The organism is Gordonia desulfuricans NBRC 100010 (assembly GCF_001485495.1).
In the GTDB taxonomy this organism is placed as follows: Bacteria; Actinomycetota; Actinomycetes; order Mycobacteriales; family Mycobacteriaceae; genus Gordonia; species Gordonia desulfuricans.
In genome coordinates, this window is the sequence record NZ_BCNF01000015.1 from 1 (window position 1) to 22421 (window position 22421).

At 68.0% G+C, this 22421-nt stretch carries 17 protein-coding genes; 7 read left to right on the plus strand and 10 right to left on the minus strand.

The genetic code is table 11. The annotated features are described in order from the left end of the window. The first annotated feature begins 284 nt into the window (after positions 1 to 284). Positions 285 to 2126, plus strand: coding sequence for an acyclic terpene utilization AtuA family protein (locus GD1_RS02570; RefSeq protein ID WP_059035467.1), 1842 nt, complete (start codon positions 285 to 287; stop codon positions 2124 to 2126). Continuing rightward, positions 2123 to 3619 carry a CoA transferase gene (locus GD1_RS02575; protein WP_059035439.1) on the plus strand — a complete coding sequence of 499 codons (1497 nt, stop codon included), beginning with the start codon at positions 2123 to 2125 and terminating at the stop codon, positions 3617 to 3619. Before GD1_RS02570 ends, GD1_RS02575 begins: the two co-directional genes overlap by 4 nt. A gap of 99 nt (positions 3620 to 3718) precedes the next feature. Here the strand turns inward: GD1_RS02575 and GD1_RS02580 are convergent, their stop codons facing one another. The 4 genes from GD1_RS02580 to GD1_RS02595 form a co-directional block, all read right to left on the minus strand. Beyond that, positions 3719 to 4765 (minus strand): hypothetical protein, encoded by a 1047-nt coding sequence (locus GD1_RS02580; RefSeq protein ID WP_059035441.1) that lies wholly within the window; start codon positions 4763 to 4765, stop codon positions 3719 to 3721. 70 nt (positions 4766 to 4835) lie between these two features. Further along, positions 4836 to 6071: an acyl-CoA dehydrogenase family protein gene (locus tag GD1_RS02585; protein WP_059035443.1), complete on the minus strand. Its 1236-nt coding sequence runs from the start codon at positions 6069 to 6071 to the stop codon at positions 4836 to 4838. Positions 6072 to 6131: 60 nt separating this feature from the next. Further along, positions 6132 to 7124 carry a LysR family transcriptional regulator gene (locus tag GD1_RS02590; protein WP_244882479.1) on the minus strand — a complete coding sequence of 331 codons (993 nt, stop codon included), beginning with the start codon at positions 7122 to 7124 and terminating at the stop codon, positions 6132 to 6134. 84 nt (positions 7125 to 7208) lie between these two features. After that, complete coding sequence (locus GD1_RS02595; RefSeq protein ID WP_059035447.1) at positions 7209 to 8201, minus strand: isopenicillin N synthase family dioxygenase; 993 nt, start codon at positions 8199 to 8201, stop codon at positions 7209 to 7211. 214 nt (positions 8202 to 8415) lie between these two features. On the opposite strand from GD1_RS02595, the gene GD1_RS02600 reads away from it, so the two are divergent. The 3 genes from GD1_RS02600 to GD1_RS02610 all read left to right on the plus strand — a co-directional run bounded on the left by GD1_RS02600 (position 8416) and on the right by GD1_RS02610 (position 14161). After that, entirely contained in the window at positions 8416 to 9873 is a 1458-nt protein-coding gene (locus tag GD1_RS02600) for a DUF3375 domain-containing protein (protein WP_059035449.1), read from the plus strand. A 68-nt stretch (positions 9874 to 9941) separates the two neighbouring features. Beyond that, positions 9942 to 10820 carry a DUF4194 domain-containing protein gene (locus GD1_RS02605; RefSeq protein WP_083533808.1) on the plus strand — a complete coding sequence of 293 codons (879 nt, stop codon included), beginning with the start codon at positions 9942 to 9944 and terminating at the stop codon, positions 10818 to 10820. After that, complete coding sequence (locus tag GD1_RS02610) at positions 10817 to 14161, plus strand: ATP-binding protein (RefSeq protein ID WP_059035469.1); 3345 nt, start codon at positions 10817 to 10819, stop codon at positions 14159 to 14161. The genes GD1_RS02605 and GD1_RS02610 overlap by 4 nt, the downstream gene beginning before the upstream one ends. A gap of 108 nt (positions 14162 to 14269) precedes the next feature. Here the strand turns inward: GD1_RS02610 and GD1_RS02615 are convergent, their stop codons facing one another. From GD1_RS02615 to GD1_RS02635, 5 genes are all read right to left on the minus strand, one after another. Then, positions 14270 to 14689: a DUF5313 domain-containing protein gene (locus tag GD1_RS02615; protein WP_053776790.1), complete on the minus strand. Its 420-nt coding sequence runs from the start codon at positions 14687 to 14689 to the stop codon at positions 14270 to 14272. Positions 14690 to 14857: 168 nt separating this feature from the next. Beyond that, complete coding sequence (locus GD1_RS02620) at positions 14858 to 15211, minus strand: VOC family protein (RefSeq protein ID WP_053776791.1); 354 nt, start codon at positions 15209 to 15211, stop codon at positions 14858 to 14860. A gap of 118 nt (positions 15212 to 15329) precedes the next feature. Next, positions 15330 to 16388 (minus strand): ABC-2 transporter permease, encoded by a 1059-nt coding sequence (locus GD1_RS02625; protein WP_053776792.1) that lies wholly within the window; start codon positions 16386 to 16388, stop codon positions 15330 to 15332. Between the two features lie 37 nt (positions 16389 to 16425). Continuing rightward, positions 16426 to 17025, minus strand: coding sequence for a TetR/AcrR family transcriptional regulator (locus tag GD1_RS02630; protein WP_053776793.1), 600 nt, complete (start codon positions 17023 to 17025; stop codon positions 16426 to 16428). A gap of 295 nt (positions 17026 to 17320) precedes the next feature. Next, positions 17321 to 19558, minus strand: a complete 2238-nt coding sequence (locus GD1_RS02635; protein WP_020790353.1) for an NADP-dependent isocitrate dehydrogenase — start codon at positions 19556 to 19558, stop codon at positions 17321 to 17323. Between the two features lie 196 nt (positions 19559 to 19754). Here GD1_RS02635 and GD1_RS02640 point away from each other — a divergent pair, with 196 nt between their 5' ends. Next, on the plus strand, positions 19755 to 20144 hold the full coding sequence (locus GD1_RS02640; RefSeq protein ID WP_059035452.1) for a hypothetical protein: 390 nt from the start codon (positions 19755 to 19757) through the stop codon (positions 20142 to 20144). A gap of 150 nt (positions 20145 to 20294) precedes the next feature. On the opposite strand, the gene GD1_RS02645 is transcribed toward GD1_RS02640, so the two are convergent. Then, a complete protein-coding gene (locus tag GD1_RS02645; RefSeq protein WP_020792571.1) occupies positions 20295 to 21146 on the minus strand; it encodes a 3-hydroxybutyryl-CoA dehydrogenase in 852 nt (283 codons plus the stop codon). A 223-nt stretch (positions 21147 to 21369) separates the two neighbouring features. Between GD1_RS02645 and GD1_RS02650 the strand changes: the two genes are divergently transcribed. Further along, positions 21370 to 22161: a hydroxymethylpyrimidine/phosphomethylpyrimidine kinase gene (locus tag GD1_RS02650; protein ID WP_059035455.1), complete on the plus strand. Its 792-nt coding sequence runs from the start codon at positions 21370 to 21372 to the stop codon at positions 22159 to 22161. The last annotated feature ends 260 nt before the right edge of the window (positions 22162 to 22421 follow it).

Consider the following 22421-nt stretch of genomic DNA (forward strand, 5'->3'; position numbering starts at 1 on the left):
GGCTGATTGAGCGAGGGGGTTTCTCTGCTGATTGAGCCGGGACCGAGCATCGCGAGGATCCGTGTCGAAATCCGGTGAGACGAGAAGCGTCCGCAACCACCCCGAACACAATGGCTGCGTCCCGAGCTCGACCAACCGAGGTCTCGACATGTCCGGCCGGAGCGCTCCGACCGTCGATGACCGCTGCGGTCATCGACGTCTTCGCCGATCGGTCGTGGTGTATGTGCTCGTCGGCCGATAGCGTCGGATTCGACCCATTCGCCGGTGACCGAAAGGCAGAACCGATGACCCGCGCACCGATCAGGATCGCCAACTTCTCCGGATATCTGGGGGATCGGCGTACCGCCATCGACGAGGCGCTCGCCGGTGACCCGGTGGACGTGCTGATGGGCGACTATCTCGCCGAGATCACCCTCGCATCGCTGTCTGCGGCCTATCACCGAGATCCGAGCCGCGGGTACGTCGAGTACTTCGTGCGTCAACTCCGCCCCCACCTGGCGACCATCGCCGAACGCGGGACCAAGGTGGTGACCAACGCGGGTGGGTTCCATCCGGCCCGCCTCGCCGAGGTGTTGCGTTCGGAGGTCGCCGCCGCCGGAGTCGATCTTCATGTCGCCCACATCGAGGGCGACAACATCCTCACCGACCTGGGACGCCTCGGATCGGAGGGCCATGTCTTCGACAACCTCGACAGCGGTGCGCCCCTGAGCAGCTGGACCGCCACGCCGATCGCCGCCAACGCCTACCTGGGCGGCTGGGGAATCACCGAGGCTCTGCACGCAGGCGCCGACATCGTCGTCTGCGGACGCGTCACCGACGCATCGCTGACCGTCGGCCCGGCCGCCTGGTGGCATGGCTGGTCCACCGACGACTGGGATGCCCTCGCCGGTGCCGTCGTCGCCGGCCACATCATCGAGTGCGGTGCGCACGCGGTCGGCGGCAACTTCTCCGGATTCCTCGACATCCCACACCGTACGGTGCCGGGCTTCCCGATCGGCGAGATCGCCGCCGACGGTACCTGCGTCATCACCAAACACACCCGCGACGGAGGTGCGGTCACCGCAGACACCGTCACCGCACAGCTGGTCTACGAAATCCAGGGCCCGGTCTATCTCAATCCCGACGTCACCGTGCGGCTCGATCATGTCCGCGTGGACGAGGTCGGTCCCGACCGGGTGGCGGTCACCGGGGCCGAGGGTGCACCTCCGCCGCCCACCACCAAGGTCGCCCTGTTCGGTCGGGTCGGCTTCAGCGTCGTCAACACGGTGTTCGTGACCGCGCCGCACGTCGAGGAGAAGATCGCCCTGATCCGCGACCAGCTCGTCGGTGCGCTACCTGACGGAGTCGACGTCGACCTCACCCCGATCGGCACCGCGGCCGACGATCCCGAATCCCAGTGGGCGGCCACCGTCGCGCTCCGCGTGATGGCCACCTCCGATGACGCCGAGACATTGGCATCGGCACATGTCGGTGCCGCCCTCGGCAGCCTCTACCTGCAAGGAATCCCGGGATACTTCCATGACGGTGCGGCCGGACTGCACTCGGCGCCGCAGCCCCGGATCGACTACTGGCCGGGTCTGCTCGACCAGACCGCGCTCGGTCACCGGGCGGTGTTCGCCGACGGCAACTCGCTACCCGCCCCGGTCCCGACCACTGCGCCGGTGGTGCCACAGCCGAATCATCCGGAGCCCCACGAGGCACCCCTGTCGGATCGGGTGACGCGGGTCCCGCTCGGCACCGTGGTCCACGCCCGCAGCGGTGACAAGGGCGGCAACTCCAATGTCGGTGTATGGACGCCGGATCCGCGGGCATGGCTGTGGCTGCGTCGATTCCTGACCACCGACGAGGTGCGCCGGCTGCTCCCGGAGGCCAAGGACCTCGACATCATCCGGCACGAGTTCCCGGATCTGCGCGCCATCCACTTCGTCTTCAAGGGACTTCTGGGGACCGGCGGATCATCGAATCTGCGGATCGACCAGGTGGGCAAGGCGATCGGAGAGTACCTACGCTCACGCCAGGTACTGATCCCAGACGATCTTCTGGGCACCACCGAATTCGACTCGGCCGGTGCAGAATCCGCAGCTACCGGAACACCCGATGACACCACCACGGAGGCCGCGCGGTGAGCCCACTGACCGACAGACTGCGGCACGCGGTCGCCAACCCGGCAACCGACGACACCTTCGATCCCGCAACCGAACTCGGCGACGTCCTCGCCGGATTCGGGATGACCGCAGGCGACACCGGCGGCGCCATCGACTTCATCGGTGCCGATCCGGTGGTACCGAGCACCCTGCGGCTCGGTGGCGCATCGGCGATCGCCCTGGCCGCCAAGTCCGCGGCCGTGGCGAAACTGTGGCGGATGCGGGGCGGCGCCGGTCAGGACATCGCCGTCGATCTCCGCAGCGCACCACATCGGTTGTGTCCCTTCTACGATGCCCGCTGGGAACTGCTCAACGGCTATCCGTGCGGTTCACCGGCGAATGCGTCGAATGCCCTGGGGTTCCGGTTCTATCGGACCGGCGACGACCGCTGGGTGATGCCGCTCAACCTGTATCCGAAGATCAAGATCGCCGCGCAACGGCTGCTCGGGGTACCCGAGGACACCCGGGCGGTGACCGAGGCGATCGGCACCTGGAAGGGTCGCGAACTCGAGACCGCCGGTGCCGAGGCGGGTGTCGTGATGCCGATGCTGCGGACAACCGCCGAACTGATCGACGAGGCCCACTACCGTGACGTGCTCGCCGACATGCCGTTGATCGAGATCACCCGCATCGCCGACGGTGACCCGATCCCGCTGTCGCAGGGCGCAGAGCAACCTCTCGACGGCATCCGTGCGCTGGGAATGGGTCATGTGATCGCCGGCGCCGGTGCCGGTCGTGCGCTGGCACTGCACGGCGCCGATGTGCTCAACCTCTGGCGCCCCAACGAACTCGAACACGACGCCACCTATGTCACCGCGAACGTCGGGGTCCGGTCGTCGACGATCGACCCCTACCGGCCGGAGGGGGCCGAGCGCATCGCCGCACTGCTGCGTGAGGCAGATGTGTTCTACGCCAACCGCCGACCCGGATACCTCACCAAGATCGGACTCGCACCCGACGCCGTCGCCGCCGAGCATCGCGGGATCGTCTACGCCACAGCATCATTGAACGGCGAGAACGGACCCTGGTCTGATCGTGTCGGTTTCGACCAGACCGCGGGCAGTCTCGCCGGGCTCATGCTCCTCGAGGGTGGTGGCGATCAGCCCGCGCTGCCGCCGATCCTCGTCGTCAACGACTACATCGTCTCGTGGCTGATGACGGCCGGGATCGTCGAGGCCCTGGCCCGCCGTGCCGAGGTCGGCGGCAGCTACCGCGTGCATGTCTCTTTGACCCGGGTAGCACTCTGGATCGCCGCACTCGGTGTCTTCGATCGCGACTACGCCCACGAGATCGCCGGCACCGACGCCGGCGGGGGAGCACACCACTATCTCGACCCCGAGACCTTCACCGCCGACACCCCGCTCGGCAGGTACCAGGGCGTGACCGATCAGATCCGGATGTCGGGTACCCCCGGCCGCTACCGCACCGTGCTCGTCCCGCGCGGATCGTCCCGCGCGGAGTGGCTGCCGCACTGATCCGGCGCGTTCGGTGCGCGAGGAATACCGGCACGGCGGAACGCATACCGGCACTGTGCGACACGCCGGCCGGTGAGGTCCGGCCGACACGGTGAGACGTCAGGCGGTCACGGTGGCGAGCTCGGAGTCGCGCAGGTCCTGCCAGGCGCGCACCACCGCAGACAACTGCGCGACGGAGTGACGTCCGAGTCCGCACTCGGTGCCGTACCCGAAGTGGGGCAGGAACTCCGCCGCGATCCGCGCCCGCCGCGTCGCACCGTCGGCGCCGTCTTCGGCGTGGACGAGTCCCAGGTAGAACTCGGTGGTGTCCTCCAGCGCAAGGTCCCCCAACGGCTGCCAATGGGCCCGCCGGGTCCAGCTCGCGACGGTGGCGGCGTGGATGGCGTCGATTCGCCGGGTGACATGGCGCGACAGCCCGTTGGCCAGGGTCACGATCGCCGACGCGTCCCGGGGCAGGATGTGGCGTCCCCCTCGGGCGGCGGCCGCCGCATCCGGTGGATTCCCCATGAACGGTGACGCCCCGAACTTCGAATCGCCGTAGCACAGATGAAAGGTCAGTTCGGCCGCCTCGTCGACCCAGTCGGCCACTCGTGCGGTGGCGGTGAAGATCGCCTCCTGCCCCGCATACGGATTGGGGAACCAGCCTTCGATGGTTGCGAGTTCGGTGGGGAGATCCCACTGCACGGCCAGATCACTCGCCGGGATCACATCGTGCAGGGCGGCGATCGACTCGGCGAGCGCGTCCTCGTAGGCTGCTGCGACCTCCACCTGGGAATCGAAGGTCACAAACGAGTTCACCGCGTTGAACGGAGTCGGGATCGAGACCAGGAACCGGGACTCGGCGGCCAGACGACCCGCATCACGTGCGCGGAGGAATGAACGGTACGAGTCGGCGGCGGTCGTGTGATAGTCGACCGGTCGAAGGGCAGCCGGCGTCCCGGGTCGCACCTGTGCGCGACCGTCGACGACGTCGAGCGTCGGATTGGCGAGGAAGTGGTCGGCCTGCGTCAGCACCCAGTTGGCACGGTCGCCGGGTTCACCGTCGGGTATGCGTCTCACACCCGGTTGGAGGTGGGTGCCGACGAGATCGAATGCGGCGTCGACGTCGGGGACGTTGATGCTGCCGGTGAGATAGAAACCGGTCATCGTGTTCTCAGCTTTCTGTCTGTGGGGAAGCGTGACGGTGGTGTTCCGGTTCGGCGTGCACGGCGCGTTGTCAGAGCAACAGCCCATGACGGGGAGGGAGGGTGCCTCGTAGCGTGTGGTTACCGAGGTGGACGTACTTCCAGCGCGCAGGATCGTGCAGCGAGTGGGTCCGGACGTTCCGCCAGTGCCGGTCGAGTCCATACCGTCGGTCCGTGGCCGACGCCCCCGCGAGTTCGAGCACGCCGCCGGCGATCTCGACTGCGAACTCCTGCGCCAGAGCTTTGGCCGCGGCGATGGTCAGAGATGCCGACGCGGCGGACTCCCGGGACAGTTGTGGCTCCTCGACGGCGGCGTCGATCAGTGCGGTACCGCTCTGTAGAAGGGCTTCCAGGGCATACAGGCGTGCGGTGAGTTCTCCGATCCGGCGGACGACATGTGGTTCGTCGGCGGCGCTGTCGACCCCCGCCTCGAACCAGGGTCGGCTGCGTGTTGCGATGAATCGGGCGCCGTCCTCCAGCGCGGCCCGGGCGATCCCGATGTCGACCGCGGCGTGCAACGCCTGGTCGAAGGCGCCGAGGACCGTCGGGGCGGCGGTGTACGGATCGGGGTCGGGGCCTTCGTCGATCACCAGCTCGTCGGGTACGACAACCGCCTCGAACTGCACTCGACCACTGGCGGTCCCGCGCTGTCCGAATCCGTTCCACGCCGCCAGATCGAGGGTGACGCCCTCGGCGTCCGGCCGCACGAACACGGTGGCCCCGCGGGCGGGTCCGTCGTCGTCGATCCGTGCGGCGACGGCGATCCACCGGGCCCCGAGCACTCCGGTGGCGTAGAACTTGGTGCCGTTGAGCTCCCATCGGCCACGGTCACCCCGGCGGATGGTGGTCGTGCGTTCGATTGCGGTGCGGCTTCCGCGTTCGGCCGAGGCGTTGCCGAGTTGGGCCCCGGCGAGCACGTCGGAGTAGATCGCCGGGGCCGGCGCGGTGTTCCCGAGTCCACGGATCGCCGCATTGATCACATAGTGCGACAACAGCAACTGTCCGACTGCGGAGTCGGCACGTGACAGTTCTCGGAGGATCTCCACGGCGCTCGACAGGGGGAGCTCGGGGCCGCCGTGCTCGGCAGGCACAAGGACTCCCAGTAGCCCGGAGTGGGCAACGTGGGCCAGTTCCACGGTCGGCAGGGTGCCGTCGAGTTCACGTTGCAGCGTGCCGGCACCGATCTCGGTGGCTACCGACTCGGTGACGGCGTGAACTTCACTGGCAGTGAGAAGTACAGGGACAGTGGGTGTCTCGATGGATGTCACGGGTATCTCCTTTGTGTCGTGGACGACGCTATCGATGCGGACACACCCGGTATCACCGCGTCAAGCAACTCCGGCGGGGTGTTCACGAAGTCTGGAAGCCCGACCCGCGCCGGCGGTCTTCAGTAGTCCGACGAGGATCGCCACGGGGCTGTTCGGGGCGGGGACATCGGTGGTGGCGACGGCGATCCGCCGTGATGGCCGTGGCCCGCCGATCGGGCGGACGGCGACGTCGGTGCGCACCGAGTGGATCGCCAGAGCGGGGACCAGTGATACGCCCAGCCCAGCCGCGACCATCGCCTGTACGGTGGCGTAGTCCTGGGATTCGAACGAGACCTCCGGGCTGAACCCGGCTCTCTCGCAGGAGTTTCGGAACACCTGAGCATCCGGACAGCGTCCGGTGGCGGAGCTGACGATCCACTGTTCGTGGGCGAGCGCCAGGAGCGGGACCTCGACGCATGTCGCGAGCCGGTGGGATCGGGGGAGCACCACGAGGAATTCGTCGTCGCACACCGGTGCGGTGACGAGGCCCGGATAGTGGGGTTCGGCACCGGCCACCTCGGTCACCACGCAGGCGTCGGCGTCACCGTCGGCAAGCACTGCGACCCCGTCGTCGGGGTCGGCGACGAGAATCTGTACGTCCACCTCGGGCAGTGCGCGGCGAAGACGGGCGACGGTGGGCGGGACGATGGTCGCCGCGGCACTCGAGAAGGCCACGAGCCGGACCGATCTCGAGTCGGCACCGGCGGCCCGATCCAGGTCGCGCTCGGCTGCTGCGATCCCGTCGAGCAGACCGGGTACATGGTGTAGAAGTCGTTGCCCGACGACGGTCAGCCGCACCCCGTTGGGCGTCCGGACGAACAACTCGTGTCCGAGGTCCCGTTCGAGCGCGGTGATCTGTTGGGAGACTGCCGATGTCGTGTACCTGGTGGCCGTCGCCGCTGCGCTCATGGAACCGCGTCGGGCGACTTCGGCGAACACCGTCAACTTGCGCACGTCGAACATCTGCTCACGGTAAGGAGCGTGCGCGGGCTCGACCAGGCTTGTACGCAGCACGCGGCAAAGGGTCGCGTGGTCCTTGCGCCGGTGACGCCTCGGGGACGTCGGGACCGGGGAGACGTCGGGTGCGGTGGTCTCGGGTCAGTACGTCGACGCCGGTCCCGCCGGCACGATCCCGTGGTGGCGTTCGGCGACGTCGGGGTGGGCCCGCGTTCGCGACTTCCAGGCGTTCTCTCCGTAGGTGTTGAAGATCGGGTTGTCGGGGTCGGTCTCCACACCGCGGGAGAGTGCGGCCAGCTCGGCGGGTAGGTCGATGATCGGGATCCGCGCGTCGAGCGCCGGATTGAAGAAGAACGGGATCGACACCCGGTCGGTGCCCGGTGCCGGGGCCAGCACACGATGCCGTGTCGCGCGCAGGTAGCCGCCGGTCGCGACCTCCAGCAGTTCACCGATGTTGACGATGAACGCACCCTCCAGCGGCGGTGCGTCGATCCAGTCGCCGTCGAGCGTCTCCACCTGCAGACCGGCCGACCTCGGCTCGACGAGGAGCAGGGTGAGCACCCCGGAGTCCTTGTGTGCGCCCACTCCCTGTTCGCTGTCGGCGGTCCCCGGATACCGCACCACCTTGAGCAGGGTGGCCGGCCGGTCGGCGAAGGCGGCGTCGAAGTGGTCGGCGGGTGCACCGAGCGACTGCGCCCACAGCCGCAGCAGTCGCACGCCCACCTCGCCGCATGCGTCGATCCACGACTCGAACGCCTCCCGGAATCCGGCGGGCTCCTGCGGCCACAGGTTCGGTCCCTGCAGGTTCCAATAGCCCTCGGCGTCGTCGATCACAGGTCGATCGGGGCCGATGTCGATCTGCTCGCGCCAGTCGACCCGCCCGTTGGTCAGTTCGCCGCCGAGTCGTGAGTGGCCGCGGAACTGGGGGCTCTCGAGCTGGCTGATCGTGTTCTTCTGCTCGTCGGGCAGGGCGAAGAACTCGCGGGCCGACCTCAGCACGGTGTCGATCCGGTCGGCGGGGATACCGTGCCCGACCAAGTAGAAGAACCCGTGCTGATGGGCCGCCTCGCGCAGCGCGGTGCGAAAGGTGTCCGGATCGGTGGCGGCGTCGGCGAGGTCCAGGATCGGCAGCATGACATCCATGCTGGCACCGCCGCGCCGATGCCGGCCAGCCCGTGCAGACTTTCTTCACGGGTTGAGCGAAATCATCGTGGCCGCGGGTGTGTCTCACCTGACCTGCACAGTTGTCCGGTGATTCACAATCGTGCAGATGCGGCGACGGTGGCGGCGGCCGGTCGTGGGAGACTACTAGCTCGGTCCGATGTCCCGACAACCCTGTGAGGTGGCGATGGAGAGCACTGCGCAGCCCACGCTGACCCAGGCGTGGGATGCCAATCGGTCGATCCAGAAGTCGGCGGCCGTACGGCTGTTCGCGGCGACCAATTCGGCGCTGTATGTCACCTTGATGGAGCGTCACCTCGACTTCGGTGCGCGCCGGACGGAGACCGACCTGGCGATCCGGCTCGAACGCGACATCGCCGAGCTCGGTCTGACCGACCAGCCCAGCGGCCTGGAGCTGCTCAAGCTGTGGGCCAAGCACGGTTGGCTGCACCGCGTACCCGATCCGGTCGTCGCGTCCCAGAACATCTGTCATCTGACGCCCGAGGCCCGATCGGTCCTCGACTACACCCGCCGTCTGCGCCGCGAGGACTCGGTGGCGACCGGCGGGTCGATCAACGGTGTCGCCGCAGGCCTGCGGCGGGTGGCCGGCCAGGTCACCAACGATCCGCACCAGCTCCGCGAGGAGATCGAGCACCAGATCGAGGAGCTCGACGCCGAGCTGGCCGATCTCGATGCCGGTCGGCGTCGCGACCCGGATCTGCGCGCCGCCGAGGACGAGGCCCGCGCCATCGCCTATCAGATGGAGCAGATCCTCTCCGACATCGGCCAGTACGGCAGCATGCTCGACCGCATCACCACCGCACTGCTCGACGACCCGAACGATTCCGACCTGGCCTACCGCGACCGGCAGCGGCAGATGTTCGACGATTACGAAGAGCTGCTCGAATCACCCCAGAGCGCGTCCTATCACGCGTTCACGCACATGGTCCAGGACCCGTCGCAGCGGGCCCGGCTGGTCACCGACATCCAGACCGTCACCGACCAGCTGCCGGGTATCGACCCCGGCCTGCGGTCGGTGATGGACAACTTCTTCGGCCTGGTCACCGAGCAGATGGGCGAGGTGGGCCGGATCCGGCAGCGGTGCGCCCGACGTATCCGTCGTTTCGTCGCCTCCGGCACCCTGGAACAGAGCCGCGGTATCGCCCGGCAGCTCAACGACGCCCTGGCCACCGCCAACGAACTGCTCTCGCAGTCGCTGGCCGACCGCAGGCTCGGCTACGAGATGCCGCTCGCCCCGGCGGCGATCACCTCCAACGGCCGGCTCGCGTTCGAGATCCGCACCCCCGAACCGCCCGCCCCCGCGGTGGTCGCCAGCGGTAAGGCGAATCTCGACTCGTTCGTCTCCCTGGCCGGTCAGGTCGACACCGTCGAGCTGACCGACGCGGTGAACACCGCCGTCGAGGACGGCCCGGTGTCGCTGGCCGACATGATCGACAATCTCGACCAGCCGTTCCTCGCCCACGTCATCGTCTTGTGGTCGTGGGCCCTGCGGCAGCCCTCGGACGCCGCCGGCGCGACCACCGTGGTGCGGTTCGCCTCCCTGGAGGGTGAGGACCGCTACATCGAGGTGCCCGCCCTCACCTTCACCGAACCGATTCCGACCGCGGAGGTCGACGCACTGTGACCAGCACGACCGACTCCACCGACTCGACAGCGACCACCGATTCGACGAATGCCGGCGGTACCGATGACGTGACCTCTGCGCTCGGCGATCGGGCACCCGCCGTGCCGCCGGTGCCCGACGAGTTCACCGGCTACGACGACCTACCCGCCGTCGCCCGCGGATCCGGCGACGACGGCCCCCGCACACCGCGTTTCGACGGCGATGTCAGCGCGATGCCCGACCGTGCGTGCTGGGCGTTGCAGAACCTGCTCGCCCGGCGCTATGTCAGCGGTGACCGCACCCCGCAGCTGTGGGCCTGGGTGATCGAGTACCAGGAACTCCTGCGGATCCGGCTCTCGGAGCTCGATCTGCGTCTGCGGCTGGCCACCGAACTCGAGGTGGCCTTCGTCGAGCAGGTGGGCTACGACTCCCGATGGGGTCGGCGACTGCTCAAACGCGAGACCATCCAGACCTACGACGCCATCCTCGCGCTGCATCTGGCCAAGCATGTCCGTGCGGCCCGCGAGGAGCGGGTGCTGATCACCACCGAGGAGATCCACGAACTGTTCGCCGGGGTGTCCAACACGATCGACCGCGACCTCGCCCTGTTCGACAAGCGGATCGACAAGGCGATCGACAAGCTGGAGGAGATCGAGATCCTCCGCCGGCATCGGGACGATCCGGACACGTTCACCGTCAGCCCGGCGATCACCGCGATCATGACCGCCTCGGTGATCACCGATCTGCAGCGCCAGTTCGAGCAGTTCATCGGTTCCGGGGAGGAGCCGGCCGATGCCGACCCCGGCGGCGACGGGGGCAGATCCGTCGGAGTCGACGGCGAGGGGCATGTCGGCGACGACGACTACCGCGATCCCGGCAGCTCCGGGACCGATACCGCCGGCACCCATCACGCCGACACCGACGATGACGACGACACCGACGACGCAGACGAAGGAGACGAATGGTGAGCAACCGGGTCGACCAGTTCCACCTGTCCCGGCTCCAGCTGATCAACTGGGGTGTCTTCGACGGCTACCACTCGATTCCGTTCAGCACCAACGGCTCTCTGATCACCGGTTCCTCCGGTAGCGGCAAATCGTCACTGCTGGATGCGATCTCGCTGGCGTTCCTGCCCGACCACCGCCGCAACTTCAACGCCTCCGGGGACGCGACCGCCGCCGGTGCGGCCAGCGGCAAGCGCACCGTCGGTAAGTATGTGCGCGGTGCGTGGGGTGAGCGTCGTGACGGCGTCACCGCGACCCGCGAGATCATGTATCTGCGCGGCACCGGCCCGGCCTGGGCGGCGATCTCGGTCACCTACACCTCCGATTCGGGGACCTCGATCACCGGCCTGGTGCTCAAGTGGCTGGCCGCGGGCAAGATGACCGACGCGCACAGCGCCTACTTCATCGCCGACGGCGACGTCGACATCGTCGACGTGTGCAACGAGTGGGCCCAGGGCAACCACAACTCGGCCCGGCTGCGTGAGCGTGGCTGGCGTGGCGGGCCGGGGGAGGGCAAGTACCTGGCCTCGCTCTACTCGCTGATCGGCATCCGCGGTTCCGATGCCGCCCAACAGCTCCTCGGAAAGGCCAAGTCGCTCAAGAGCGTCGGCGGCCTGGCGCAGTTCGTGCGCGAGTTCATGCTCGACGAGCCGACCAGTATCGCCGGGATCAAGGACGCCCTGGACCAGATCGATCCGCTGGTCGAGGCGCGGGAACTGCTCGACGTGGCGCGACGCAAGCGCACCATCCTGGGCAACATCGAGGCCGTCCAGGAACGTTATGCCACCGAGGCGGCCAAGTTCACCGTCCTCGACACCATCGACACCGCCGCGGTGCGCGCGTACCTGACCAATCTGCGGTTACGTAACGCCGAGCCGGAGATCGCCGACCTCGACGACCAGATCGCGCGTCTGGACGGCGATCTCGCCGCACTGACCGCCCAACACGACCAGCTGCGCACCGACCACAGTCATCTGTTGTCGCGGATCGCTTCCAGCACAGCCGATCTCGCACCACTGCAGGAACAGCTGGCGTCGGCGCAGAAGTCGGCCAACGAGGTGTCGGTGCGCCGCGCCGCCTATGAGTCCAAGATGTCGGCGCTCGACGTGGAGATCCCCGAGACCGCCGAGGACTTCTGGCAGCTGCGCGAGACGCTGATCGAGGACGCCACCCGTCTCGACGGTCAGCTCGAGGCCGGCAAGCACCACTATGCCGAGGCCCTGGCCGAGGAGGTCACCGCCCGGACCCGCCGTGACGCCGCCTACGAGGAGCTCACCCGCGTCCGGACCGCCGGGTCGGCGCTGCCGCGTGCCGAGCACGAGATGCGTCGTGTGCTGGCCGATGCCCTGCAGATCGACGAGTCCGAGCTGCGGTATGTCGCCGAGATGGTCGAACTCGACCCGGAGCAGGAACGCTGGCGTCCCGCGGTGGAGAAGGTGCTGCGCACCGCGGGCCTGCGCCTTTTGGTACCCGACGACCACTTCCGGTCGGCGCTGCGCTTCGTCAACACCCACGACATGCGCGGGCGCATCCAGTTGCACCGCGCGGAGCGCCGGGCCATCCCGGCGGTCGAGCCGGGCACCCTGGGCGCGACACTGCGGGCCGTCGACCCGGACCATCCGACTTCGGCGGAGGCGCTGGCGATCCTCGGTCGCCTGGGCAACTACGCATGCGTCGACTCCCCGGCGGACTTCGCCGAGCACACCAAGGCGGTCACCGATCAGGGTCTGCGCAAGGACTCGGCGAAGCTCGCGATCAAGGACGACCGGCAGGTCCTGCGCGCCTCGCAGTACATCTTCGTCGGCAACGTCGACGCCAAGATCGCCGCCCTGCAGGAAGAGCTCGACCAGGAGGAGAAGACGCACGAGGCGGCACAGCTCGCCAGTGCATCGCTGGAGGCCGAACGCACCGACAAGGCCCGCCGTCGCGACGCCTACCGGGCGGTGTGCGAGCAGTTCACGCAGTGGACCGAGATCGACGTCGACACCGCCGACGACCGGGCCGAGCGTCTCAACGATCAGTACGAGCTGCTGATGGAGGACAACCCCGACATCGAGGCCCTGCAGCGCAAGGCCGAGGAGATCTGGGAGCAGGTCCGTGCGGCGATCTCGAAGGCCGCGCTGGTCCGCGACCGGATCGCCACCCATGACCACCGCCGTACCGCGCTGCTCGACCTCGTCGACCGGATCAGGCCCGAGGACATCCCGGCAGCCGCCGAGACCGCCCTCGACACCTTCCGCGAGGACTCGCCGGCGACGCTGGACGTGCTCGCGCCCGAACCCTATCGGCAGGAGCTGATGAAGGCCGTGGTCCGGGACCGCGACCGGATGCGCGCCGACGCCCGGCGCTCGCGCGACGAGCTCGCCCGGATCCTCGCCGGCTATGACGAGGAGTTCCCCGACGCCATCCCCAACGACAGCGACGATTTCGACGAACGCATCCACGACTATGTGGCGTTGTGCCGTCGCATCGACGAGCGGGAGCTGCCGTCGGCGTATGAGCGGATGCGCCGCCTGATCACCGAGCAGGCACCCGGTGCGATCCTGAACCTGCACATGGCCGCCGATGCCGAGGAACGACGCATCCTCGACCAGATCGAACGGGTCAACGCCGGTCTGGGATCGGTGGCGTTCAACCGCGGTACCCGGCTGCGGCTGCAGCCGGGTCGCAAGGCGCTGGCCGCGGCCGCCGAACTCACCGAGAAGGCCCGGCTGATCGCGCAGCGCTCCACCGCGGTCGCCTTCGGCGACGAACAGGCGATCCTCGAGCAATACGCCGACATCCTGATGCTGCGTGAGCGTCTGGCCGGCGGTACCCCGGAAGACCGGCAGTGGACCCGCGACGCGCTCGACGTGCGCAACCGCTTCGACTTCTACTGCGCCGAGCACGATGTGCAGACCGGCGAGACCATCCGCACCTACTCCAATGCCGGGGACAACTCCGGTGGCGAGCAGGAGAAACTGATGGCGTTCTGTCTGGCCGGTGCTCTGAGTTTCAACCTGGCCAGCCCCGACGGGCACGACAACCGGCCGATCTTCGCGCAGTTGATGCTCGACGAGGCGTTCTCGAAGTCGGATCCGCAGTTCGCCCAGCAGGCGTTGTCGGCGTTCCGGAAGTTCGGTTTCCAGCTGATCATCGTGGCGACGGTGCAGAACACCAGCACCATCCAGCCCTACATCGACAACGTGGTGATGGTGTCGAAGACCGAGGACGCGAACGGCCGTCCGGTGGCCACCGCGATGTCGACGTCGATCGGGGCCTTCGCCGATCTGCGGCGGTCGTCGGGAAAGAACCAGCTGATCTGAATCGGCGGCCGGCCCCGGCCGCCGGTCGATCCGAGAGACCAGACGAGCCGGGGTGGGATGTCGCTGACATCCCACCCCGGCTCGTCTCGGTGGACCGGCGGCCGGCGGTCACATGGGCCGGTTGCTGCCCCGGTACTTGCGGTGGTACTCGTCGTAGAGGTCGGAGTTCTTCTCGCGCTCCCGCTTGTTGATCAGGTCGGGATCGAGTCCGTGCTGGGACAGCCGGTAGCGGCGGTAGACACGGTTCAGGGCGATCGAGAAGAAGATGTAGGGGATCAGGATCGGCACGGTCATGTTCGCGCGCACCACCCAGTCGGCGGGGACGAACAGCAACGGGATCAGGATGATCACACAGGGGATCGCCCACCAGGCGACCATGCGGGCGGCCGCTCCCGCGCCCGCGAGGTCGTTGGCCACCCAGGTGCGCATCGAATCGGGGAGCTTGGCCCCGTAGACGTACTTGATGTACTGCAGGCCGTGCGGACGTTCGTCCGTCTCGGGCTCGGCGGCAGGGTTCGTGCGGACCATGCGGATTTCCTCGTTTTCGACCGGTGCTTCGGCTTCCAGTGTCGCAGACCCGGGTGGGGTGCGGTGGCACACCATGACTCAATCGGTAGTGTGCAATTGAATTGTACTCTCGTGATCTGTGGAGATGCACATCGCGCCCCGCACCCGCCCGGGAGGACTACTGGCGGGTCACCGCTTGAGCGGCGAGTAGAACACCAGCCCGTTGCCCTTGTTGTCGTAGACCACCGCACGACGCTCGTGCGCATCGTCGTACGGGCCCTTGACGATCCCGCCGCCGCTGGCCTCGATCGCCTTCGCCGCGGCGTCGACGTCGGAGGTCTTGATCCCGACGACCACCTGCCCGGGGATCGGATGGTCGATCTCGGTCGCCAGGGCCAGGGTCACCGCACCGCCGTCGAGCGCCGCGAAATGTGCGCCGTCGCGGAACTTGAGGGCCATACCCAGGGTGTCGCCGTAGAACTTGATCGACTCGTCCAGGTCGTCGGTCGACAGGACGATCATGCGGACTTCGTGCTCACTCATCGAGACTCCTTCTGTGACAGGACGTCTCCCAGCCTAGGCCGCGCCGGTCCGATACCGACAGGCCTCGGCGCGGAATTGGTCCAGAGGTCCCGGGTGCCGTACCCGGGGTGACGACGCCTCAGAGGCGGTGGTGCTCGTGGGTGATCGGGTAGAGCACGTCGACGTCGACCGCCGACGGGGCGTCGGACCGGTTGCGGCGGATGTTCCAGATCAGGACCACCAGGGTGCCGAGTCCGGCGTACAGCCCCAGGCACACCCACGCGGTGGTGCTGGTGGCCGCCGGGAAGTACAGCGAGTTGCGGATCAGCTGGGCGCCGCCACCGGTGGGCAACCATTCACCGAGCCCCGCCCAGAATCCGGGCAGGAAGGTCCACGGGATCGACGCCCCCGAGATGGTCGCACCGATCAGGAAGTAGAAGCCGCCGGCAAGGGAACCGATGGGGCCGAACAGCGTGACGAAGCCTGCGGTGGATCCGGTGATGGCCAGCGACACCAGGAAGTAGGTCCAGAACAGGGTGAGGGTGTCGGCGGAGCTGCCGATCCCGAAGAACGACGAGAACAACAGCACGATCAGCGCCGACGCCACCGCATAGGCCAGGAGCGCGCCGACGTGCCCGAGGCCACGACGCACCGAACGGGGCACCCGGGGCATCAGGCGGCCGATTCCGAGTGAGGCGATGCTGCCGCCGAGGGAGAGCACCTGGAGGATGTAGCCGAGGGAGGCGCCGTTGATGTCGTCGTCGGACAGGGCGACGACGTCGTCGGGGAGGGTCTGTGGCAGCCCTTGTTGCCGATTGATCTCGGCGGCAAGGGTTTTGATGGTTCCGGCCGGTAGTGCGCCGCCGGCCCCGGCGGTGATCGCCACGACCCCGTCGGCCGTCAGGTCCAGACCGCCGGCCACCTCGCGGGTACGGATGGCCTCGGTGAGTGCCGCGCGATCGGGGTAGGTGGTCGTGGCGAAAGAACCGTCGGCCTGGAGCTGCGTGGTGAGGGTCTCGGTGTGGGCGGCGGGCCCGACGAGCCCCACGGGCAGGTCGCGCGGCGACGGGGAATGCCCGACGCCGAGATAGAACGAACCGAGCCCCAGCTGGATCAGGGCACCGGCGAAGACGACGGCGACGAGCAGTCGTCGATACCGAGCGCCGAACGACAGGGGTTCGGTGGAGGTCAAGGACATGCGGGAGTTCCCTTTCGCGGACGCCGACGGATGTGGTTCAGGCGGCGTCGAGAACGGCGAGGTGGCCGGTGACGGCCACCGAGATCTGGGTCCGGACATCGGCGATGGTGTCGCGGTCGGGGTAGGAATGGGTCGAGCGCCCGGCGATGGCCAGGTGTACGACGCCGAAGATCATCCGCGCGGTCAGCAGCGCACGGTCGGGGTCGGACACCAGGCCGTGGGCGTCGGCGTCGTCGATGAGCCGTTGCGCGATGTGCGCCTCGAGGTCGCCGACCAGGGCCAGACCTTCCTCGCGGTAGCGGTCACCGGACACGCCGAACAGCAGTTCCCGCTGGTAGCTGCATCCGTTGGCCGGGTCGGAGTCCACATAGGCGAGCACCGGACCGACCATCGCCAGGATCGCCTCGGCGGTGTCGGGGATGTCTGCCGCGGCTGCCACACCGGCATCGATGGCGGCCCGGAAGTCTCCGTTGAGCACCATCAGCAGCAGCTCACTCTTCGACGACGCGTACCGGAACACCGTGCCCGCGGCGACGTCGGCGCGGTCGGCCACCTGACTGGTCGAGACCGCCTCGAACCCCTGCTGGGCGAACAGATCGGCGGCAGCACGAAAGATCCGTTCGTGCTTGTCGCGCATGTTCCGCACCCGACGACCGGGTGAGGGTGTGGACGTGGGGGTCACCAGATCTCCCTCCAGCGATGATCGATGATCGTACTCATTGCTGAGTCTAGTCATTATTCGCCGGGAGTCTACAACGCGCACGATCGGTGGACCGGCTCGGGGCGGCGTCGGCGATCACCACAGATACGAGAACCGCCGCGGCCGTGGTGGCCGCGGCGGTTCTCGCGGTGTCGGGGTGCGCGGTCCGGCCCTGCCGGGTCGGACCGCGAGCCGAGATCAGTCGGGCACGGGGATCAGCCCTGTACCGAGATCAGCCCTGTACCGAGCTCAGTGCCTCGTTGAAGATGGCGCTCGGCCGCATCACGGCGGCGAGCTTCTCGGCGTCGGGGGCGTAGTACCCGCCGATGTCGACCTGATCGCCCTGGACCTTGTTCAGCTCCTCGACGATCGCCGACTCCTGAGCGGCCAGGGTGGCGGCCAGCGGGGCGAACTTCGCCGCGAGGTCGGCGTCCTCGGTCTGCTCGGCGAGGGCCTGTGCCCAGTACATCGCCAGGTAGAACTGGCTGCCGCGGTTGTCGAGCTCGCCGGTGTTGCGCGAGGGACCCTTGTTGTTCTCCAGCAGCTTGCCGGTCGCACTGTCGAGGGTCTTGGCCAGGATCAGCGCCTTGGCGTTGTCGGTCTTGCGGCCGAGGTCCTCGAGGCTCACCGCGAGCGCCAGGAACTCGCCGAGGGAGTCCCACCGCAGGTGGTTCTCCTCGATGAGCTGCTTGACGTGCTTGGGCGCCGAGCCACCGGCACCGGTCTCGTACAGGCCACCACCGGCCATCAGCGGCACGATCGAGAGCATCTTGGCGCTGGTGCCCAGCTCCAGGATCGGGAACAGGTCGGTGAGGTAGTCACGCAGGATGTTGCCGGTCGCCGAGATGGTGTCCAGGCCGCGGATCAGGCGCTCCATGGTGTACCGGATGGCACGGACCTGCGACATGATCTGGATGTCCAGACCGTCGGTGTCGTGATCCTTCAGGTAGGTGTGCACCTTGGCGATCAGCTCGTTCTCGTGCGGGCGGTACGGATCGAGCCAGAACACCACCGGCATACCGGATTCGCGCGAGCGGGTGACGGCGAGCTTCACCCAGTCGCGGATGGGGGCGTCCTTGACGATGCACAGACGCCAGATGTCACCCTCTTCGACGTCCTGGGTCAGCAGCACCTCGCCAGTGGCGTTGTCGGTGATGTTGGCGACACCGGCCGCCGGGACCTCGAAGGTCTTGTCGTGGGAGCCGTACTCCTCGGCCTTCTGTGCCATCAGGCCGACGTTGGGGACGGTGCCCATGGTGGTCGGGTCGAAGGCACCGTTGGTCTTACAGAAGTTGACCATCTCCTGGTAGATGCGGGAGAAGGTGGACTCCGGGTTGACCGCCTTGGTGTCCTTCGGGCGTCCGTCGGCGCCGTACATCTTGCCGCCGGCGCGGATCATGGCCGGCATCGAGGCGTCGACGATGACGTCGCTGGGCGAGTGGAAGTTGGAGATGCCGCGGGCCGAGTCGACCATCGCCAGCTCCGGGCGGTGCTCATGACACTTGTGCAGGTCGTCGACGATCTCCTCGCGCTTGGACGCGGGCAGGGTCTCGATCTTGGCGTACAGGTCCGACAGGCCGTTGTTGACGTTGACGCCGAGCTCGTCGAAGAGCTCACCGTGCTTGGCGAAGGCCTCCTTGTAGAAGGTGCGCACCGCGTGGCCGAAGACGATCGGGTGGCTCACCCGCATCATGGTGGCCTTGACGTGCAGGGAGAACATGACGCCGGTCTTGTAGGCGTCTTCCATCTGCTCTTCGTAGAACTCGATGAGCGCCGTCTTGCTCATGAACATGCTGTCGATGACGTCGCCGTCGGTCAGCGACACCTCGGGCTTGAGCACCACGGTCTCGCCGGCGGCGGTGAGCAGCTCCATCCGGACCTTGCGGTCGCCCTTGACCGTCATCGACTTCTCGCCGTGATAGAAGTCGCCCTCACGCATGTGTGCGACGTGCGTACGCGAGGCCATCGACCACTTGCCCATGCTGTGCGGGTGCTTGCGCGCATACTCCTTGACCGCCTTGGGGGCGCGGCGATCGGAGTTGCCTTCGCGCAGAACCGGGTTCACCGCACTGCCGAGGCACTTGGTGTACCGGGTGCGGATCGCCTGCTCTTCCTCGGTCTTCGGATTGTCCGGGAAATCGGGGATGTCGTATCCCTTGCCCTGCAGTTCCTTGATGGCGGCGTGCAGCTGCGGCACCGATGCGCTGATGTTGGGCAGCTTGATGATGTTGGTGTCAGGGTCCTGGGTCAGCCGGCCGAGCTCGGCCAGGTTGTCGGTGACCTTCTGCTCGTCGGTCAGACGCTCGGGGAACTCGGCGAGAATACGTGCGGCCACCGAGATGTCACTGGTCGCGACATTGATGTCGGCGGCATCGGCGAAGGTGCGAATGACCGGCAGGAATGCGTGCGTCGCCAGCATCGGCGCCTCGTCGGTGAGTGTGTAGATGATGGTCGGCTTTTCCTGGGTCATGTTCCGCCTTCGCCTCGTAATCGTCACGCGACGTCGCGGTCCGTGTTGCCCGACGTCGCCTACTTGTCGCCGTGGTCCGTGTTGCCCCGGCGACATCCAGTATCTCGTATCACGTCCGGGGGAGCACAGTGCGCTCCTCGGTCGGATTCCGGCGCAGGTCTTGTCACGCCGGGATGTCAAGCGTAGCTTGACATCCATGGCCGCGCCGTTCACACCGGACCATCTCGGCACCGGGTTGATCGTCGACATCGCCCCGGCGGTGTCGGCGGTGATCGCCGCCGCCTCGGCCGAGGCCGCGCGTTGCGCCGCCGAGCTCATCGGGGCCGACCCCGCAGATCCCACCGGTACCGACCCGGCCACCCCGGACGTCCACGCCGACGCGAAGGCGCTGGCGACGCAACTGGTGCGGTTACGCATCGAGCTCGCCGCCGGACTCGACCCGATCGACACGGTCGTCGTCCTGCGTCGCGGGGAGGTCACCTGGGCGGCGATCGCCCAGGCCGCCGGCACGTCGCGGCAGGCCGCCCACGAACGGTGGGGACGTCGCGTACGCGAGGAACTCGACGGCCAGGACTCCGACGACTGAGCGCCGGTTTCCGGCCACCGACCGTGCGACCCCCAGACGCACCAGCCCACAGACGACGATGCCCGGCCGGTCGAGCACCGGCCGGGCATCCGTCTGTGAGATGACCGTCATCCGTGGGGAAGGGACGGGGTGTCCCGCGCCTGCCCGGACTCAGTTCGAGTAGTCGTAGAAACCCTTGCCGCTCTTCTTGCCGAGGTAGCCGGCCTCCACCATGCGCTGCAGCAGGGGCGGCGGGGCCAGGTGCGGCTCGCGGAACTCCTGGTAGAGCGACTCCGCCACGTCGAGGACGACGTCGAGGCCGACGGTGTCGCTGAGGGTCAGCGGGCCCATCGGGTGGGCGCAGCCGTTGACCATGCCGGCGTCGATGTCCTCCTTGGTGGCATATCCGCTCTCGTACATGCGGATCGCGCTGACCAGGTAGGGGATCAGCAGGGCGTTGACCACGAACCCGCCGCGGTCGCCGGCGGCGATGGTGCGCTTGCCGAGGTGATCGCGGGCGTATTCGGTGACCTTCTCGATCGCGGTCGGCGAGCTGGCCAGGCTGGAGATGATCTCCACCAGGGGCATCACCGGCACCGGGTTGAAGAAGTGCACACCCACCACACGGCTCGGGTCGGCGACGTCCTTGGCGATTCGGATGATCGGGATCGACGAGGTGTTGGTGGCCAGGATCGCCTCGGGCGAGGTCACCTTGTCCAGCTCGGCGAAGAAGCCCACCTTCAGCGACTCGATCTCCGGCAGCGCCTCGATCACGAGTTCACGATCGGCGAAGTCGCCGATCGAGGTGGTCAGAGTGAGACGCGAGAGTGCTTGCTGCGCATCGTCTTCGGAGATCTTGCCCCGGCTGACGCCGCGGCCCAGCGACTTCTCGATGCGGGCGCGCGCACCGTCGGCCGCGGCCTGGTCCCGCTCGAGCACCAGCACGTCGTCGCCCGCACGGATGGCGATCTCGGCGATTCCGGCACCCATGGTGCCACCGCCGACCACTCCGAGCTGTGTCATGAAAAGCCTCCCGATATCGGTGTTGGATCGTGGGCAACGTTAGTCCGTCAGAGCGTCCCCCGTGCGCGGCGTCCCCCGTGCGCGGCGTCCCCCGTGCGCGCGGATGGCCGCCGGCACCACCTCCCGGCGGCAGGTGCGACGCAGGTCACGACACCCGCCTCGACGGCCCACGAGGCACTGTCGGAAAATCTGGGGCGGCATTCGATCGAGGAGAAGTGAGGCCATGGCAGACGTGTCGTATGTGATCGCCGGTTCGGAGTCGACCGGCGGCGCCGGGATCCAGGCGGATCTGCGCACCTTCGCGCAGTTGGGCACCTACGGGGTGGGCACGCTCACCTGCGTGGTGTCCTTCGACCCGAAGGACGGGTGGGGTCACCGTTTCGTCCCGATCGACGGGTCGGTGATCGCCGACCAGATCGAGGCCGCCACCACCGCCCACGAGCCCGAGGTGGTCAAGGTCGGCATGCTCGGTACCCCGGCGACGATCGACGTGGTCGCCGATGCACTGGCCGCGCGCACGTGGCGTCATGTGGTGGTCGATCCGGTGCTGATCTGCAAGGGGCAGGAACCCGGTGCCGCCCTCGACACCGACAACGCCCTGCGCTCCCGCATCCTGCCGCTCGCGACCGTGGTGACCCCGAACCTGTTCGAGGCCGCGACCCTGGCCGGGATGGACTCGCTGACCACGATCGACGATCTGGCCGAGGCCGCCAAGCGGATCGCCGACCTGGGGCCGCGCCACGTCATCGTCAAGGGCGGCGTCGGACTGGCCGGACCGGACGCCGTCGACGTGGTCTTCGACGGCACCGAGGTCACCGTGCTCAGCGCACCGAAGGTGGGCGAGGAGCGTGTATCCGGCGCCGGCTGCTCCTTCGCCGCGGCGACCACCGCCGAACTGACCAAGGGCGCCGACGTCCTGGACGCCGCACGGACCGCCAAGCAGTTCACCCACGAGGGCATCGTCGGCCGGCTGGCGTCGCATGTGCCGTTCGACGCGGTGTGGCGGCGCGGCTGAGCCCTGACCGTTCCGCCGCCCGGCCCCTCCGGTCTACTCGCCGGTAGGGGCCGGAATGCCGGATTCTGTGCTGTGTACCACACACGGCGCGTCGGATCCGTACTCGCGCGTAGCGAAACAATTCGCAAGAATCGATCGGGCCCGCCCACTGTTGTCCCGGTCCGCCGACCGGGACCTGCCGAAATGCGGTCCGACGCCCCCGTCGGATCGCAGCGCGACCGTCGCGCGGCCGAACCCGGGCGGGAGACGAAGGAGGGATA

What these genes read in the sequence shown, in the direction of transcription:
- GD1_RS02640 (WP_059035452.1), top strand. Translation starts at nt 19,755, where the DNA reads ATGGCCGCGCCGTTCACACCGGACCATCTCGGCACCGGGTTGATCGTC.
- GD1_RS02595 (WP_059035447.1), bottom strand. Translation starts at nt 8,201, where the DNA reads ATGCTGCCGATCCTGGACCTCGCCGACGCCGCCACCGATCCGGACACC.
- GD1_RS02600 (WP_059035449.1), top strand. Translation starts at nt 8,416, where the DNA reads ATGGAGAGCACTGCGCAGCCCACGCTGACCCAGGCGTGGGATGCCAAT.
- GD1_RS02625 (WP_053776792.1), bottom strand. Translation starts at nt 16,388, where the DNA reads ATGTCCTTGACCTCCACCGAACCCCTGTCGTTCGGCGCTCGGTATCGA.
- GD1_RS02620 (WP_053776791.1), bottom strand. Translation starts at nt 15,211, where the DNA reads ATGAGTGAGCACGAAGTCCGCATGATCGTCCTGTCGACCGACGACCTG.
- GD1_RS02650 (WP_059035455.1), top strand. Translation starts at nt 21,370, where the DNA reads ATGGCAGACGTGTCGTATGTGATCGCCGGTTCGGAGTCGACCGGCGGC.
- GD1_RS02580 (WP_059035441.1), bottom strand. Translation starts at nt 4,765, where the DNA reads ATGACCGGTTTCTATCTCACCGGCAGCATCAACGTCCCCGACGTCGAC.
- GD1_RS02630 (WP_053776793.1), bottom strand. Translation starts at nt 17,025, where the DNA reads ATGCGCGACAAGCACGAACGGATCTTTCGTGCTGCCGCCGATCTGTTC.
- GD1_RS02645 (WP_020792571.1), bottom strand. Translation starts at nt 21,146, where the DNA reads ATGACACAGCTCGGAGTGGTCGGCGGTGGCACCATGGGTGCCGGAATC.
- GD1_RS02635 (WP_020790353.1), bottom strand. Translation starts at nt 19,558, where the DNA reads ATGACCCAGGAAAAGCCGACCATCATCTACACACTCACCGACGAGGCG.
- GD1_RS02570 (WP_059035467.1), top strand. Translation starts at nt 285, where the DNA reads ATGACCCGCGCACCGATCAGGATCGCCAACTTCTCCGGATATCTGGGG.
- GD1_RS02615 (WP_053776790.1), bottom strand. Translation starts at nt 14,689, where the DNA reads ATGGTCCGCACGAACCCTGCCGCCGAGCCCGAGACGGACGAACGTCCG.